This is a genomic window from Candidatus Eisenbacteria bacterium, from assembly GCA_035577985.1.
In the GTDB taxonomy this organism is placed as follows: domain Bacteria; phylum Desulfobacterota; class Binatia; order DP-6; family DP-6; genus DATJZY01.
Genome location: DATJZY010000042.1, coordinates 45,189 through 61,184 on the forward strand (window position 1 = coordinate 45,189; position 15,996 = coordinate 61,184).

11 protein-coding genes are annotated in these 15,996 nt (G+C 71.3%); 5 read left to right on the top strand and 6 right to left on the bottom strand.

Translation table 11 applies throughout. The annotated features are described in order from the left end of the window. Nucleotides 1-45: 45 nt before the first annotated feature. Together VMS22_06345 and VMS22_06350 are read left to right on the top strand one after the other, a co-directional pair. A complete protein-coding gene (locus tag VMS22_06345) occupies nucleotides 46-1,089 on the top strand; it encodes a prenyltransferase (GenBank protein HXJ33647.1) in 1,044 nt (347 codons plus the stop codon). 200 nt (nucleotides 1,090-1,289) lie between these two features. Further along, a complete protein-coding gene (locus VMS22_06350) occupies nucleotides 1,290-2,171 on the top strand; it encodes a GNAT family N-acetyltransferase (GenBank protein HXJ33648.1) in 882 nt (293 codons plus the stop codon). A gap of 181 nt (nucleotides 2,172-2,352) precedes the next feature. Here VMS22_06350 and VMS22_06355 read toward each other — a convergent pair whose 3' ends face one another. Continuing rightward, on the bottom strand, nucleotides 2,353-3,492 hold the full coding sequence (locus tag VMS22_06355) for an acyl-CoA dehydrogenase family protein (protein ID HXJ33649.1): 1,140 nt from the start codon (nucleotides 3,490-3,492) through the stop codon (nucleotides 2,353-2,355). An 84-nt stretch (nucleotides 3,493-3,576) separates the two neighbouring features. Between VMS22_06355 and VMS22_06360 the strand changes: the two genes are divergently transcribed. From VMS22_06360 to VMS22_06370, 3 genes are all read left to right on the top strand, one after another. Then, the gene (locus tag VMS22_06360; protein ID HXJ33650.1) at nucleotides 3,577-4,464 is read left to right on the top strand and encodes a carbon-nitrogen hydrolase; all 888 of its coding nucleotides are present in this window, start codon (nucleotides 3,577-3,579) and stop codon (nucleotides 4,462-4,464) included. Further along, on the top strand, nucleotides 4,461-5,546 hold the full coding sequence (locus tag VMS22_06365) for an agmatine deiminase family protein (protein ID HXJ33651.1): 1,086 nt from the start codon (nucleotides 4,461-4,463) through the stop codon (nucleotides 5,544-5,546). The genes VMS22_06360 and VMS22_06365 overlap by 4 nt, the downstream gene beginning before the upstream one ends. Nucleotides 5,547-5,609: 63 nt before the next feature. Then, nucleotides 5,610-7,280 carry a hypothetical protein gene (locus tag VMS22_06370; protein ID HXJ33652.1) on the top strand — a complete coding sequence of 557 codons (1,671 nt, stop codon included), beginning with the start codon at nucleotides 5,610-5,612 and terminating at the stop codon, nucleotides 7,278-7,280. Nucleotides 7,281-7,304: 24 nt separating this feature from the next. On the opposite strand, the gene VMS22_06375 is transcribed toward VMS22_06370, so the two are convergent. Genes VMS22_06375 through VMS22_06395 form a run of 5 tightly spaced genes read right to left on the bottom strand, consistent with a single transcriptional unit; the run spans nucleotide 7,305 to nucleotide 15,993 of the window. Continuing rightward, entirely contained in the window at nucleotides 7,305-7,853 is a 549-nt protein-coding gene (locus VMS22_06375; protein HXJ33653.1) for a hypothetical protein, read from the bottom strand. A 53-nt stretch (nucleotides 7,854-7,906) separates the two neighbouring features. Then, nucleotides 7,907-10,345, bottom strand: coding sequence for an ATP-dependent DNA helicase RecG (gene recG, locus VMS22_06380; GenBank protein HXJ33654.1), 2,439 nt, complete (start codon nucleotides 10,343-10,345; stop codon nucleotides 7,907-7,909). A 4-nt stretch (nucleotides 10,346-10,349) separates the two neighbouring features. After that, nucleotides 10,350-13,559: a carbamoyl-phosphate synthase large subunit gene (gene carB / locus VMS22_06385; protein ID HXJ33655.1), complete on the bottom strand. Its 3,210-nt coding sequence runs from the start codon at nucleotides 13,557-13,559 to the stop codon at nucleotides 10,350-10,352. Nucleotides 13,560-13,561: 2 nt separating this feature from the next. Continuing rightward, complete coding sequence (carA, locus tag VMS22_06390) at nucleotides 13,562-14,695, bottom strand: glutamine-hydrolyzing carbamoyl-phosphate synthase small subunit (protein HXJ33656.1); 1,134 nt, start codon at nucleotides 14,693-14,695, stop codon at nucleotides 13,562-13,564. Next, nucleotides 14,692-15,993 carry a dihydroorotase gene (locus tag VMS22_06395; GenBank protein HXJ33657.1) on the bottom strand — a complete coding sequence of 434 codons (1,302 nt, stop codon included), beginning with the start codon at nucleotides 15,991-15,993 and terminating at the stop codon, nucleotides 14,692-14,694. Before VMS22_06395 ends, carA begins: the two co-directional genes overlap by 4 nt. Nucleotides 15,994-15,996 lie beyond the last annotated feature (3 nt).

The window sequence follows — 15,996 nt, forward strand, 5'->3', positions numbered from 1 at the left end:
GCCGAGCCGGTTGCGTCCGCGCGGGCGAGCGCCTAAACGAGGGTCATGGCGGAACGCGTCGAGACCGCTCCGCAGGCGGTCGGAACCCCCTCCTTCGGCGAGCTGGTCGACAACTGGCGCCACGCCCTCATGCAGGGAAACCTGCCGAAGGGCCGCGCGATCGACGGCGTCTCGAAGTGGCTGCTCATCGTCCGCGCGTGCGTCTTCTCGATGACGCTCACGTCGGGATTGATCGGCGGCCTCCTCGCCGGCGCCACGGCCGCGCATCCGCGCTGGGGCCTGTGCGCCCTCGCCTGCCTGGGGCTCGTCCTCGCGCACGCGGCGAACAACATGATCAACGACTACTTCGACACCGCGGGCGGGGTCGACACGGCCGAGTACACGCGCGCGCTCTACGCGCCGCACCCGATCCTGTCGGGGCTCATCTCGAAGAAGGGTCTCATCGCGGCGATCGCCGCCGTGAACCTCGCCGACCTCGTCATCATGTGCGTGCTGACCGCGGCACGTGGCTGGCCGGTCGTCGCGTTCGCGCTCGCGGGCCTCTTCATCAGCGTCTTCTACGTGGCACCGCCCCTCAAGCTGAAGCATCACGGCCTGGGCGAGCCCGGTGTGGCGATCGTGTGGGGACCGCTCATGATCGGCGGCACGTACTTCGTGACCGCAGGCGAGATCCCGTCGTGGGTCTGGCTCGCGACGCTGCCCTACGCGATCACCGTCACGACCGTCCTCATCGGCAAGCACATCGACAAGTACGACCAGGACAGCGCGAAGGGCATCCACACGCTGCCGGTGATCCTCGGCAAGCAGACCTCGCTGCGTCTGAACGAGATCCTCATGATCGCCTTCTACCCGATCGTCGCGCTGCTCGTGCTGCGCGGCGACCTCGGCTGGGGCGTCCTGCTGGTCGCCTTCGCGATCCCGCGCCTCATCGAGGTGTTGAAGCGCTACCGCGAGCCCAAGCCCGCGAGCGCGCCGCCCGGCTATTTCCTGTGGCCGCTCTGGTACGTGTCGATCGCCTTCTACCACAATCGCCTCGCCGGCGGCCTGTTCGTACTCGGGCTGATCGTGAACCTGGCCTTCGGACACTAGTGTCCTGAGCCCGAAATCCGTTGCCAAAGATCGGGCGGGGTCTCGGTCCCTGGCAAGGCGCGACGACGAGGAATAGCTGGAGCTATTCCGAGGAGAAGCAACGCAGCCAGGGGCCGAGAGACCGCCCGAGATTTGGTGACGGACTTCGGACTCCGGACACTAGGGTGTAACCGCCGGCCCGACCGCGGCATCGAAGGGCGATGCGGACCCCGCTCGACATCCGCGTCGCGACGGCCGCGGATCGCGACGCCGTGCTGGCACTCCTCGTCGCGCAGCTCCGCGACCACCAGATTCCGACGCCCGAGGCGGAGGTCGCCCGCACGGTCGACGCCCTGCTCGCCCGGCCGCGCCGCGCCCGCCTGCTCCTGGCGCTCGACGGGAATCGCCCGGTCGGCGTCGCCGCGCTCGCCTTCTCGCAGCCGATCGAGCACGGAGGAAAGGCCGCGTGGCTCGAAGAGCTGTACGTCGTCCCGGACGCGCGCGAGCACGGGACCGGCACCCGACTCCTCGGGACCGCGCTCGACGTCGCTCGCGCCGAGGGCGCGATCGCCGTCGATCTCGAGATCGAGCGCGGCCACGAGCGGGTGGCGTCGCTCTACGCTCGCCACGGGTTCCGCCCCATGGAGCGCCAGCACTGGGTGAAGCGCTTCGACGCGCCTCCGACGACGATGCCGGAGCGCCCCGACACCGTCGCCGGCGGCTGCTTCTGCGGCGCGGTCCGCTACGAGGTCCACGCCCGCCCGCGCGAGGTGTCCCACTGCCACTGCAGCATGTGCCGTCGCGCTGCCGGCGCCCCGGTGGTCACCTGGGCGACCTACGCGCGGGACGCGGTCCGCTTCGTTCGCGGAACGCCCGCCGAGCTCCATTCGACGCCACCCGTCACGCGCACCTTCTGCAACGCCTGCGGCACCCCGCTCACCTTCTTCACGACCGACGATCCCGCCTGGATCGACGTCACCGTCGCCAGCATGGACGACCCGGAGGCGATGCCGCCCGACGACCACATCTGGACGTCGAGTGCCCTCTCCTGGCTACATCTCGACGACGAGCTGCCGCACCTGCCACGCGACCACCACAGCTAGCCGCGAACGAGCGGGCCGCCGGCGTCGCGCGCAGGTCGCGCGGTCGGGGGCGAGGCGGAGGCGCCTGCGCAGCGGCGCGACGCCGCGTCGGGCCGTGACGCGACGTATGTGTCGTCGCGCGGCGAAGCCGAAGCCGTAGGCTCGCCCCCGACCGCGCGGCCCCGACGCGACGCCGGCGGTCCTAGTTCCTCGGCAGCCCGAGGATCCGCTGCGCGACGATGTTGCGCTGCACCTCGGTCGTCCCGCCCGCGATCGTCATCGAGCGGTCGTAGAGGTACTGGCGCGACCATCGGCCGTCGAACGGCGCGTGCTTGTCGTTCATGAGCTGCGCGTGCGGGCCGAGGATGTCCATGGCCGTCTCGGAGTACTGCTGCGAGAGCGTCGTCGCCATGAGCTTCATCGCGGCCGAGAGATGCGGGTTCATCCGGTTCTTGAGGGAATCGCTGAGACCCCGCAGGCCCGCGCAACGCATGACCATGCCCTTGATCGCCAGCCCGGCGAGCTGCTGGCGCACGACGGGATCCTTCGCCTTGCCCTGGTCGCGCGCCGTCGCGCGGAGCCAGTCGAGCGTCTGATCACAGCGGACGCCGGCGGCGATCCCCGAGCGCTCGTTCACGAGCGCCGTCGACACGATCTCCCAGCCCTGCCCTTCCTTGCCGAGGAGGTTCGCGACGGGAACCTTCACGTCGGTCATGAAGACCTCGTTGAACTCGGAGCCGCCGTCGATCTGGCGGATGGGACGGATGTCGATGCCGGGGCTCTTCATGTCGATCAGGAGGAGCGAGAGGCCCGCCCACTTCGGTCCCTCGGGGTTCGTGCGCACGAGCACCCAGTACCAGTCCGAGATGTGCGCGAGCGTCGTCCAGATCTTCTGACCGTTCACGACGTAGTGGTCGCCCTGTCGCTCGGCGCGCGTCTTGGCCGCCGCCATGTCCGAGCCGGACGACGGCTCCGAGTAGCCCGTCGCCCAGATCTCCTCGGCGGTGAGGATCTTGGGCACGAAGCGCTTCTTCTGCTCGTCGGTGCCATAGCGCATGATGCCGGGGCCGACCCAGCTGATCGCCATCACGTTGATCACGCCGGGCGCGCGCACCCGCGCCATCTCCTCGTTCAAGATCGCCTGCTCCATGATGGAGAGGCCGGCGCCGCCGTACTCCTTCGGCCACGCGACGGCGAGGAACCCGGCCGCGTGCAGGCGCCGCTGCCACGCCTTCATCTGCTCCAGGTCGTAGCCCTTCGACGTGTCCGGCACGTTTTCCTCGAGCCATTTCCGAACCCGGGCGCGAAACGCTTCTTCTTCCGGCGTGTAGGAGAGATCCATCGGGACGGACTCTAGTCGGCCGCGTCGCGCCTGGCCAGGGGCGCGCGCGTTGACACCCCGGGCACGGATCGGCACCTTCCGCGCATGACGCCGCCGACCCGCTTCCGCCTCGGCCTGGTGCAGATGCGCTGCGGGACCGATCCCGCCGCCAACGTCGAGCGCGCCGTCGCCGGAGTGCGCGAGGCGGCCGGACGCGGCGCCGGGATCGTCTGCCTGCCGGAGCTCTTCCGCACGCAGTACTTCTGCCAGCGCGAGGACGCGGCGCTCTTCGACCTGGCCGAGCCCATCCCCGGGCCGACGACCGACCGGATGGCCGCGCTGGCGAAGGAGCTGGGCGTCGTCCTGGTCGTCTCGCTCTTCGAGCGGCGCGCGGCCGGCGTGTACCACAACACGGCCGTGATCCTGGACGCCGACGGGCGGATCGCCGGTCGCTACCGCAAGATGCACATCCCGGACGACCCCCTCTACTACGAGAAGTTCTATTTCACGCCGGGGGACCTCGGCTTCGCCGCCTTCGACACCAAGGTGGGGCCGGTGGGCGCGCTCGTGTGCTGGGACCAGTGGTATCCGGAGGGGGCGCGCCTCACGGCCCTCGCCGGCGCCGACGTCCTCTTCTACCCGACGGCCATCGGCTGGCACCCGAGCGAGAAGGTCGAGTACGGCGAGCGCCAGGTGGCCGCGTGGCAGACGATCCAGCGCTCGCACGCGATCGCGAACGGCGTGTACGTGGCGGCGGTGAACCGCGTCGGACACGAGGGCGCCGCCGACGCGGGCCTCGAGTTCTGGGGCGCGTCCTTCGTGTGCGATCCGTTCGGCGTGGTCGTCGCCGAGGCGCCGCGCGACGCCGAGGCGGTCCTCGTCGTCGAGTGCGATCGCCAGCACCAGGAGGACGTGCGCCGGAGCTGGCCCTTCCTGCGCGATCGCCGCATCGACGCCTACGGCGCCATCACGCAGCGCCTGCTCGATCGATGAGCGGTCCGGCCGCCGCCGGGACGCCCGCCGCGCTCGGCTACCGCATGCCCGCCGAGTGGGAGCCGCACCTGGCGACGTGGATCGCGTGGCCGCACGAGCGCTCCGACTGGCCGGGTCCCGGAAAACTCGAAGCGGTTCGCTGGGTGTACGGCGAGGTGATCCGTCACCTCGCGCCCGGCGAGCTCGTGCGGGTCCTCGTCGAGAGCGAGGCGGCGCAGCGTCAGGTGTACGGCATGTGCGAGCGCATCGGCGTCGCGAAGGAGCGCGTCGAGTGCTTTCGCGTCCCGACCGATCGCTCGTGGACGCGCGACTCCTGTCCGATCTTCGTGCGCAACGACGCCGGCGAGGTGGCGGCGACCGGCTGGCGCTTCAACGGCTGGGCGAAGTATCCGAACCACAAGCGCGACCAGAAGGTTCCGCCGACGGTCGCCCGGTGGGCGCGGCGGCGCCTGTTCACGCCGGTGGCCGAGATCGGCGGGCGGACGCGGCGCCTCGTCCTCGAGGGCGGCGCCGTCGACTCGAACGGGCGGGGCACGATGCTCGTGACCGAGGAGTGTCTGCTGTCGTCGGTGCAGGCGCGCAATCCCGGCCTCGGGCGCGAGGCCACCGAGCGCGCGCTCCGCGACTGGCTCGGCGCCCGGCACGTCGTCTGGCTCGGCGAGGGCATCGCGGGCGACGACACGCACGGCCACGTCGACGACCTCGCGCGCTTCGTCGACCCGGCGACGGTGGCCCTCGTCATGACCGACGACCCCAGCGACGAGAATCACGCGCGGCTGCACGAGAACCATGCCCGTCTCGCGCGCGCGACCGACCAGGACGGGCGGCCGCTCCGCGTCGTGACGCTGCCGATGCCGGCGGCGGTCCGGTTCGACGGCGAGCGTCTGCCCGCGAGCTACGCGAACTTCTACGTCGGCAACGAGGCGGTGCTGGTCCCGACCTTCAACGATCCGGCCGACCGCCGCGCCCTCGCGACGCTCGCCGACCTCTTCCCGAGCCGCCGGGTGGTCGGCATCCACGCGGTCGACCTCGTCCTCGGGCTCGGGACGATCCACTGCATGACCCAGCAGGAACCCCGGTAGGGCTCGTCCACGGGGAGCGTCGCGTCCTTGCGGACGCGCCGTCGATTTGCGTAAGGTCGTCGCATGCGGGCCCTGGCGATGCTGGCGGCGATCCTCGTCCTGCTTCCCGGCGCTGCCGCGCGAGCCAAGGAGGCAAAGCTCGATCCCGCCACCTGGGCCCGCCTCACCGGCAGCTTCGAGGAAGACGGCGCGAGCCTCACGGTCACCGTCATGAGCAACAACCTCATGCTCTCGGACGGCGCGAGCGAATGCAGCCCCACCCACGCGCTCCCGAAGAAGACGAAGAAGAGCATCGTGCTCTCCGCGAGCTGGTCCGCCTGCGCGGGCATGCATGGCAAGGTGCGGCTCAGCGTGCGATTCAGCGGCGGCGACTTCGACGACCTCCGCGGCCGGCTGCGCGCCCGCAAGGTGAACCGGCAGTTCCGTGCGAGCCGTCCCAAGGGCAACGCGGCCGACTGTGCCGCCAGCGACACCTTCGAGCTGATCCAGCGCCGCGTCCTCGGGCCGAGCGGCTGCCGCGTCACGACCTGCCACGGCGCGGGTGCCGAGGGCGGCCTCGACCTGCAGGCCGGGCGTGCCTACGACGACCTCGTCGGCGCCGCGGCCACGAACGAAGCGGCAGCCGCCGCCGGCAAACTGCGCGTGGTGCCCGGGGACGCCGGCTCGAGCTTCCTCGTACAGAAGCTCACCGGCGCGCTCGCCGCCGGCGAGGGCGAGCCGATGCCGTTCGGCCGCAAGACCATCTCCGCGATCGAGCTCGACCTCGTCCGCGCGTGGATCGACGCCGGCGCGCCGCGCACCGGAAAGGTCGCCGGCGCGCCGTGTCCGCCGCTGCGTCGCTACGAGCCGTCGACCGCCCTCGATCCACCGCCCGGCGGCCTGCAGCTCGTCCTCGACGGGCCGACCCTCGCCCCCGGCGACGAAGTCGAGGGCTGCATGTGGGTGAAGGTTCCCGACGGACCGGATCTCGCGGTCGGGAGCTGGGAGTACTCGCTCAACCCGGGGACGCACCACTTCGCCGTCTGGGAGCACATGGGGAACGCCGACCCGGTGACGGACCGGTTCGTCCCGGGCGACATCGCCTGCATCGCCTCCGGGGCGCGCTTCGGCATCTCGATCTCGGGCGCTCCCGAGGCACCGTATTTCGTCGACGCGTATCCGCGCGGCGTCGGAAAGATCGTGAAGGGCGGCGCATACCTCGGCCTCAACGCGCACTACTACAACGAGTTCGAGGAGCCGATTCAGATCAAGGTGTGGGTGAACCTGCGGCCGGTCGACGGTCCGGTCGAGCACGTGGCCGACACGCTCCTCTCGCTGACGGCGAACCTGAACGGCGTCACGCCCTTCAGCATCAACGTCCCGCCGCGCCAGCAGGCGACGCTGAAGACGCGCTTCACGAACACGACCGGCGCCCCGCTCTCGATCTTCCAGCTCTCGACGCACATGCACCATCGCGGGCTCCGCACGAAGGTGTGGAAGTCGGACGGCTCCCTCTTCTTCCAGAACGACGACTGGGCGCACCCCGCGCTGTCGCTGCTCGATCCGCCGTTCGTGCTCGCACCGGGCGACTACCTCGACTACGAGTGCGTGCACGACAACGGCGTCACGCGCGTCGTCCGCCACTGCGGCGACGCCGCGCACGACACGACCTGCGTTCCCGGCGCCGAGATCCCCGTCACCTTCGGCAACAGCGCCGAGGACGAGATGTGCTTCCTGACGGGGCTCTTCTACTAGGAGGCCGCCGGCTCGGCCGAAGGCTCACCCCGCCGGCTTCGGGCCGATGACGATCACGAAGTCCTGATCGTCCTTCAGCGGAATGCCGGGCCAGTTGGGATTCTCCTTCCGCTTCTCTGCGTAGTAGGCGCGGTAGCCCGACGCCGATTTGGCGTCGAGGCCGCTCGCCTCGAGGGCCTTCACCACCGCCTCGACGTACGGCGGGTACTGCTCCTCGGCGATGAGGGTCATGACGCCCGGCTTGAGCGAGATGCCGCTCGCGGTCTCGCCCGTGACCTCCCAGCCCGAGTCGCGGAAGACGTCCTGGATGCTGGTGACGAGCGCGGCCACCTCGGGATTGCCCGGCTGGCTGTAGAGCCAGGCGCGCTTCTTCGTCTGCTCCACCCCGAGGGCCTCCTTCATGGCGGCTTTCGCCGAGTCGCTGATGGTGCGGCCGCCCGCGACAGGCGCCGCCGCCGGGGACGTTGCGGCGCTCTTCGCCGGTGCCGCCGGCGGCGCCTCGGAGCCGCCGCAGGCGGCGGCCAGCACCACGGCGACGAGGAGCAGCGAATGACGAGGCATCGACATCGACATGGCGGGCCTCTCTAGCCTGCGGGCCCGTGGCTTGCCACCCCAGCGCCCACCCTTCACCCCACGCGCGCGAGCTCGAGTCGACCGTGCCACCGATGGCGGAGCACGGCCCGGACGACCGCCGACTCGGGACGACTGAGGTCCGGGTCGCCCTCGAGCCACCGCGCGGCCTCGTCCCGCGCCGCAGTGAGGAGACTCGTGTCGCGGACGAGGTTCGCGACCCGCAACGGCGGGAGCCCGGCCTGCCGTGTGCCGAGGAAGTCGCCCGGGCCGCGCTGCACGAGATCCGCCTCGGCGATCGCGAAGCCGTCGGTCGTGCGCTCGAGCACGACCAGGCGCTGATACGTCTCCTCGGCCATCCACCCTGGCACGGCGAGGAAGCAGTAGCCCGGGTGCGTGCCGCGTCCGACGCGACCGCGGAGCTGGTGGAGCTGCGCGAGTCCGAATCGCTCCGCGTGCTCGATCACGATGACGGTCGCGTTCGGCACGTCGATGCCGACCTCGATGACCGTCGTCGACACGAGCACGTCGAACTCCTGCCGCTTGAAGCGCCGCATGACGGCGTCCTTCTCGTCCGGCTTCATGCGGCCGTGGACGACGTCGAGGCGGAGGCCGGCGAGCGGTCCCGCCGCGAGCTCGCGCACCATGGTGGTGGCCGCCTTGAGCGACGACGTCTCGGTCTCCTCGACGAGCGGATAGACGACGTACGCCTGCCGCCCGGCGCCAACCTCCTCGTGGATGCGCGCGTACATGCGGTCGCGCCCGCGCTCGCGGGCGAGCTCGGTGCGGATCGGCGTCCGGCCCGGCGGCAGCTCGTCCAGGGTCGAGACCGCGAGGTCGCCGTAGAGTGTCAGCGCCAGCGTGCGGGGAATGGGCGTCGCGCTCATCACGAGGACGTCGAGACCGCCGGCATCGCCCGCCTGGCGCTGCAGCGCCGCGCGCTGGAGCACGCCGAAGCGATGCTGCTCGTCGACCACGGCGAGACCGAGACGGTGGAAGTCGACCCCCTCCTGGATGAGGGCGTGCGTGCCGACGACGAGCGCCAGGCGGCCGTTCGCGAGCGCGCCCACCACCGCGCGCCGCTCGCGGCCCTTGACCGCGCCGGTCAGCATCCCGACCGGGACACCGAGCGGCTCGGCGAGAGCGCGCACGGTCTCGTAGTGCTGCTCGGCGAGGAGCTCGGTCGGCGCCATGATCGCCGCCTGCGCCCCGGCTTCGACGACCGTGAGCGCGGCCATGAGGGCGACGAGCGTCTTCCCGCTCCCGACGTCGCCTTGGAGGAGGCGACGCATCGGGTGTGGGGCGGCGAGGTCGGCGGCGATCTCGCGTGCCGCACGCTCCTGAGCGCCCGTGGGACGGAACGGCAGCGCCGTGCGCAGCGCCGGAACGAGCCGCGTGGATGGCGGAAAGGCCGTGCCGGGCTCCGCGCTCGTCGCAGAGCGGCGGAGCGCGAGTCCGAGCTGCAGGAAGAACAGCTCGTCGAAGACCAGCGAGCGATGCGGGAGCGAGGCGCCATGCCCGAGCGTGACGGCGTCGGCGGTGGGCGGCGGCTGGTGTACGTAGCGCAGCGCGCGCGGCGGCTCGACGAGCCGTTGCCGCGCGGCGATCGCCGCCGGAACGGCGACCGGGACGCGGTCGGCGTAGTCGGCGACGGCCGCCAGCACGATCCGCCGCATGGCCGACACCGGCCACGGCGTCGGCTTCTCGTAGACCGGGACGATCCCGCCCTGCGCCGCGGGATCGTCGTCGGGCCCGAGGAAGGTGACGTCGGGATGCGCGATGCGCAGCGGGCCGCCGCCGATCGCCGCGTCGACGCGCCCGAAGACCAGCACGCGCTGCCCCGCCCGGAAGCGGGTGCGGAAGTACGCCACCTGATTGAACCACACGAGCTGCAGGCTCGCCGCCCCGTCGCGCAGGATCACCTCGAGCACCGGGCGGCGCCCGCGACCGGCGCGAGCCTCGCGCACCGCCGTCACCTCGCCGACCGTGCCGGCCTCGGCGCCGATCTGGAGCGTGTGCATCGCGCTCACGTTGCGGCGGTCCTCGTAGCGGAACGGCAGGTGGAAGAGCACGTCCTCGACCGTCGTGAGCCCGAAGCGGGCCAGCTCGGCCCCGCGCTTCGGGCCGACGCCGCGGATCGCCTGCGACGGCTGGCCGAGCGCCGCGAGGTCGAGGTCGACGTCGCGTGCGCTGCGCGGTGGAGCGACCTCGGTGGCCGCGCTGCGAAGCGCGGGCAGGAGACGGTGCGCGCGACGCAGCAGCGCGGGCCCGTCGGGGCCGCCGGCGCGCAGTTGCCCGACGATGATCGAGAGCTCGGCCAGCGCCGCCGCCGCAGTGGCGCCCGCGCCGGCCTGCGCGCGCTCGATCCGCTCGGCGATCGCCTCGAGCGGGAGCCGCGTGTGCTCGAGCCCCCGGTAGTCACGCGCCGCGAGGTACGCGAGCGGTCGCTCGAGCGCCTGCACCACCTCGGCGAGCGGTCCGCTGTCGCTGCTCACGACGTCACGCGCCGGTGCGATGATACTCCTGCAACGGGCGCACGGAGAACGGCCCGCGGGACATGGTCTCGATCCCCTCCGCGGCGGCCGCGGCCGCCGCGATGGTCGTGAAGTACGGCACCCGGCACTCGAGCGCCGTGCGCCGCAGCGGAAACGAATCGCGGTAGGCCTCGCTCCCGGCCGGCGTGTTGATGACGAGCGCCACCTCGCCGCGCTGGAGGGCATCGACGGCGTTGGGTCCGCCGTGCTGCACCTTCGAGACCCCTTCGACGGCGATCCCTTTCGCCTCGAGGAACGCCGCGGTCCCTTGCGTCGCCATCAGCGTGAAGCCGCAGCCGACGAGCTTGCGGGCGATCGGCAGCAAGGCGTCCTTCTGGTCGTCGGGCACGGACACGAACACCTTGCCCCGCTTCGGGAGCACCGTGCCGGCGGCGATCTGCGCCTTCGCGAACGCGCCGCCGAACGTCGTGTCGATGCCCATCACCTCGCCGGTCGACTTCATCTCGGGGCCGAGCACCGTGTCGACGCCAGGGAACTTGATGAACGGGAAGACGGCCTCCTTGACGCTCACGTGTTCCGGGACGATCTCGCGCGTGAACCCGATGTCGCGCAGCGTGCCCCCGACCATGCACCGGACGGCCACCTTCGCGAGCGGCACGCCGATCGCCTTGGAGACGAACGGCACGGTCCGGCTCGCGCGCGGGTTCACCTCGAGCACGTAGACCACGCGCGCCTTCACCGCGAACTGCACGTTCATGAGCCCGACCACGCCGAGCTCGCGTGCGAGCGCCACGGTCTGGCGCCGGATCTCGTCCTGCACCTCGGCGTCGAGCGAGTACGGCGGCAGCGAGCAGGCGCTGTCGCCCGAGTGCACGCCGGCACGCTCGATGTGCTCCATGATGCCGGCCACGACCACCTCGCGCCCGTCGCTGACCGCGTCGACGTCGACCTCGATCGCGTCCTCGAGGAAGCGGTCGATGAGCACGGGATGCTCCGGCGATGCTCGCACAGCGCGCGCCATGTAGCCGACCAGGCTGTCGCGGTCGTAGACGATCTCCATCGCCCGCCCGCCGAGCACGTAGGACGGCCGCACGAGGATCGGGTAGCCGATCGAATCGGCCACCCGGACGGCCTCGTCCTCGGAGCGGGCGATCCCGTTCGGGGGACGCTTCAGCTGCAGCTTCGTCAGCACCGCCTCGAAACGCTCGCGGTCCTCGGCGCGGTCGATCGAGTCGGGCGACGTGCCGAGGATCGGCACCTTGGCGCGCTCGAGCGGCACGGCGAGCTTGAGCGGCGTCTGTCCGCCGAACTGGACGATCACGCCCTCGGGGCGCTCGCGATCGAGCAAGGCCAGCACGTCCTCGAGCGTCAGCGGCTCGAAGAAGAGCTTGTCCGACGTGTCGTAGTCGGTGCTCACGGTCTCCGGGTTGCAGTTGACCATGATGGCTTCGAACCCGGCCTCGCGAAGCGCGAACGCGGCGTGCACACAGCAGTAGTCGAACTCGATCCCCTGCCCGATCCGGTTCGGTCCGCCGCCCAGGATCACGACCTTGCGCTTCGCGGTCGGCTTCGCCTCGTCGTCGCCCGGCTCGAAGGTGGAGTAGAGATACGGCGTGTAGGCTTCGAACTCGGCGCCGCACGTGTCGACCGTCTTGTAGACGGGACGAATGCCCATCGCCTCGCGCCTCGCGCGCACGGCGCCCTCGGTCGTGCCGAGGAGCGTCGCCAGCCGGGCGTCGGAGAACCCGGCCTGCTTGAGCGACCGCATGCGCCCGTCCGAGAGCGAGGCGAGGGGCGCTCCCGACAGCAGGCGCTCGTCGGCCACGATCTCCTCGACGTGGCGCAGGAACCACGGGTCCATGGTCGTGAGCGCCGCGACCTCCTCCACCTTGAGGCCGCGCCGCAGCGCCTCGGCGACCCACCACAACCGATCGGCGCCGCGGCGCACGAGGTTCGCGCGCAGCTCGGCGTCGCTCTTGTCGCGCGGCTCGAAGCCGTTGCTCCCGATCTCGAGCGAGCGCATGGCTTTCTGGAGCGACTCGCGGAAGGTGCGGCCGATCGCCATGGCCTCGCCGACCGACTTCATCTGGGGGCCGAGCTCGTCGGAGGCCTGCGGGAACTTCTCGAACGTGAAACGCGGGATCTTGGTGACGACGTAGTCGATCGTGGGCTCGAAGCAGGCGGGCGTCTCGCGGGTGATGTCGTTGCGGATCTCGTCGAGCGTGTAGCCGACGGCGAGCTTGGCGGCGATCTTCGCGATGGGGAAGCCCGTCGCCTTGGAGGCGAGCGCCGAGCTGCGCGACACGCGCGGGTTCATCTCGATGACGACGAGCCGGCCGTTCTCGGGATGGACGGCGAACTGGATGTTCGAGCCGCCCGTGTCGACGCCGATGGCGCGGATCACCGCGACCGACGCGTCGCGCATGATCTGGTATTCCTTGTCCGTCAGCGTCTGCGCCGGCGCGACCGTGATGGAGTCGCCCGTGTGGATGCCCATCGGGTCGAAGTTCTCGATCGAGCACACGATGACGACGTTGTCCTTGCCGTCGCGCATGACCTCGAGCTCGAACTCCTTCCAGCCCGCGATCGACTCCTCGATCAGGACCTCGTGGATGGGCGACATCTCGAGGCCCCACTCGACGTTGGTGCGGAACTCGGCCTCGGTCGTGGCAAAGCTCTGCCCGGACCCACCGAGGGTCCGCGAGGGGCGAATGATGACCGGCAGCCCGATCTCGCCGCGGAGCCGCTCCGCGTCGGCGAGCGAGCGGACGACGCCGCTGCGCGGCACCTCGAGGCCGATCTCGCGCATCGTCGTCTTGAAGAGGTCGCGATCCTCGGCCCGCTTGATGGCGTCGACCTTGGCGCCGATCAGCTCGACGCCGTACTTCGCGAGAATGCCCGCCTCGGCCAGGTCGAGCGCCAGGTTGAGGCCCGTCTGTCCGCCGATCGTCGGCAGGACGGCGTCCGGGCGCTCGGCGGCGATGATGCGCTCGAGCACCTCAACCGTGAGCGGCTCGACGTACGTCCGGTGCGCGAACTCGGGATCGGTCATGATCGTCGCCGGGTTCGAATTCACCAGGATGACACGGTAGCCCTCCTCCTTGAGGGCCTTGCAGGCCTGGGTGCCGGAGTAGTCGAACTCGCACGCCTGGCCGATGACGATGGGCCCGGAGCCGATGAGGAGGATCGCGCGGAGGTCGGTTCGCCGCGGCATCGCTAGCGCCGCTCCATCAAGTCGACGAAGCGCCGGAAGAGGTAGCGCGCGTCATGCGGTCCGGGCGACGCCTCGGGATGGTACTGCACGGAGAAGGTCGGCTGCCCCTTCACGACGAGGCCTTCCACCGTACGATCGTTGAGATTCACGTGGCTCACCTCGGCGCGGTCGCGGAGCGAGTCCGCGTCGACCGCGAAGCCGTGGTTCTGGGCCGTGATCTCGACCTTGCCGGTCGTCAAGTCCTGCACGGGCTGGTTGCCGCCGTGGTGGCCGAACTTGAGCTTGTAGGTCTTGCCGCCGAGCGCGAGCCCGAGGATCTGGTGCCCGAGGCAGATGCCGAACACGGGCACCTTGCCGAGCAGCTCGGCGACGTTCTCGCGCGCGCCGACGACCGCGTCGGGATCGCCGGGACCGTTCGACAGGAACACGCCGTCGGCCGAGAGCGCGAGCACCTCGCGCGCCGGGGTCGAGGCCGGCACGACGCGCACGGCGCAGCCGGCGCCGACGAGGTTCCGCAGGATGTTGTACTTGATCCCGTAGTCGTAGGCGACGACCTTGAGCGGTGGCCGGCCGCGGCGCGCCGCGACGTCCTCGGCCGAGACGTAGCCCTCGAGCGTCCACGGCCCCTGCGTCCAGCCGTACGGCTCGGTGCAGGTGACGACGTTGGCGAGGTCCTGCCCCACCATGCTCGGGGCGTCCTTCGCCCGGCGCACGAGACGCTCGGCGTCCAGCTCGTCGGTGGACAGCACGGCCTCCTGGGCCCCGTGGTCGCGCAGGTGGCGAACGAGCGCGCGGGTGTCGATGCCCTCGATCCCGGGGATGCCGTGCCGAGCGAGGTAGCTCCCGAGCGTCTCCTCGGCCCGCCACGACGACGGCACCTCGCGGTACTCGCGCACGACGAAGCCCCGCACGAACGGCCGGCGCGATTCCACGTCGTGCTTGTTCACGCCGACGTTGCCGATCTGCGGGTACGTCATCGCGACGAGCTGTCCCTCGTAGGACGGATCGGTCAGGATCTCCTGGTAGCCGGTCATGCTGGTGTTGAAGACGATCTCGCCGACCGCCTGCGCGCGTGCGCCGAAAGCCCGTCCCCGGAAGACCGTTCCGTCCGCGAGCGCGAGGATCGCTTCGCTCACGACGCCACCCGCAGCGGGGGCGCCGTCGTGCGGTCCTCGTAGACGAGCGCGCCGCCGACGAACGTCGCGATCGCCTTGCCCTGCAGGTCCCACCCGTCGAAAGGCGTGTTGCGGCTCTTCGACTTGAAGCTCCGCGCCGCGACCCTCCAGCGGCGCTCGGGGTCGATCACCGCCACGTCCGCCGCCGCGCCGACCGCCAGCGTGCCGGCGGGAATGCCGAGGAGCCGGGCCGGCCCCACGGTCATGCGCGCGATCAGCGTCGGAAGGTCCAGCACCCCTTCCGCCACCAAGCGCAGGCCGAGGCCGAGGGCGGTCTCGAGGCCGACGATGCCGTTCGCCGCCTGGTCGAACTCGCAGTCCTTCTCGTCCGGGTGGTGCGGCGCGTGGTCGGTGGCGATCGCCTCGATGGTGCCGTCGGCGAGCCCGGCGCGCAGCGCCTCGACGTCGGCCCGCGTACGGAGCGGCGGCGCCATCTTCGCGTTGCCGTCGTACTCCGCGACCGCCTCCTCGGTGAGGAAGAGATGATGCGGCGTCGCCTCCGCGCTGACGGCGAGGCCGCGCGCCCGGGCCTCGCGGATCATGGCAACCGATCGGGCCGTGCTCACGTGCGCCACGTGCAGGCGTCCGCCGGTCAGCTCGGCGAGCGCGACGTCGCGCGCCACCATCAACTCCTCGGACGCCGCCGGTGAGCCGCGGAGCCCGAGCCGGACCGACGTGAGGCCCTCGTTCATCACGCCGTCGCACCGCAGGCACGTGTCCTCCTCGTGCGCGATGACGAGCAGATCGAAGAGCTTCGCGTATTCGAGCGCCCGCCGCATGAGGCCGGCGTCCATGATCGGCATGCCGTCGTCCGAGACGGCGACGATGCCCGCCCGCCGCATCTCGCCGAACTCGGCGAGCTGCTTGCCCGCGAGCCCGACCGACACGGCGCCGATCGGGTAGACGCGCGCCAACCTGGCCGCCGCCGCCTGCTCCAGGATGAAGCGGGTGACCGCGCTGCTGTCGTTCACGGGGTTCGTGTTCGCCATGCAGGCGACCGAGGTGACGCCGCCCGCGACGGCCGCGGCCGTGCCGGTCGCGATGGTCTCCTTGTACTCGTAGCCCGGCTCGCGCAGGTGCACGTGCATGTCGACGAGGCCGGGCACGACGAGGCACCCGCGCGCGTCGTACGGCTCGGCCTCGGCTTCGAGCTGATCGCCGGGCTCGACGGCGGCGATCCGGCCGTCCTCGACCAGCACGTCGAGCCGGGTCGCCGTCTGCGCCACCGGGTCGACGACCGTCCCGTTCGCGATCCGCAGCCG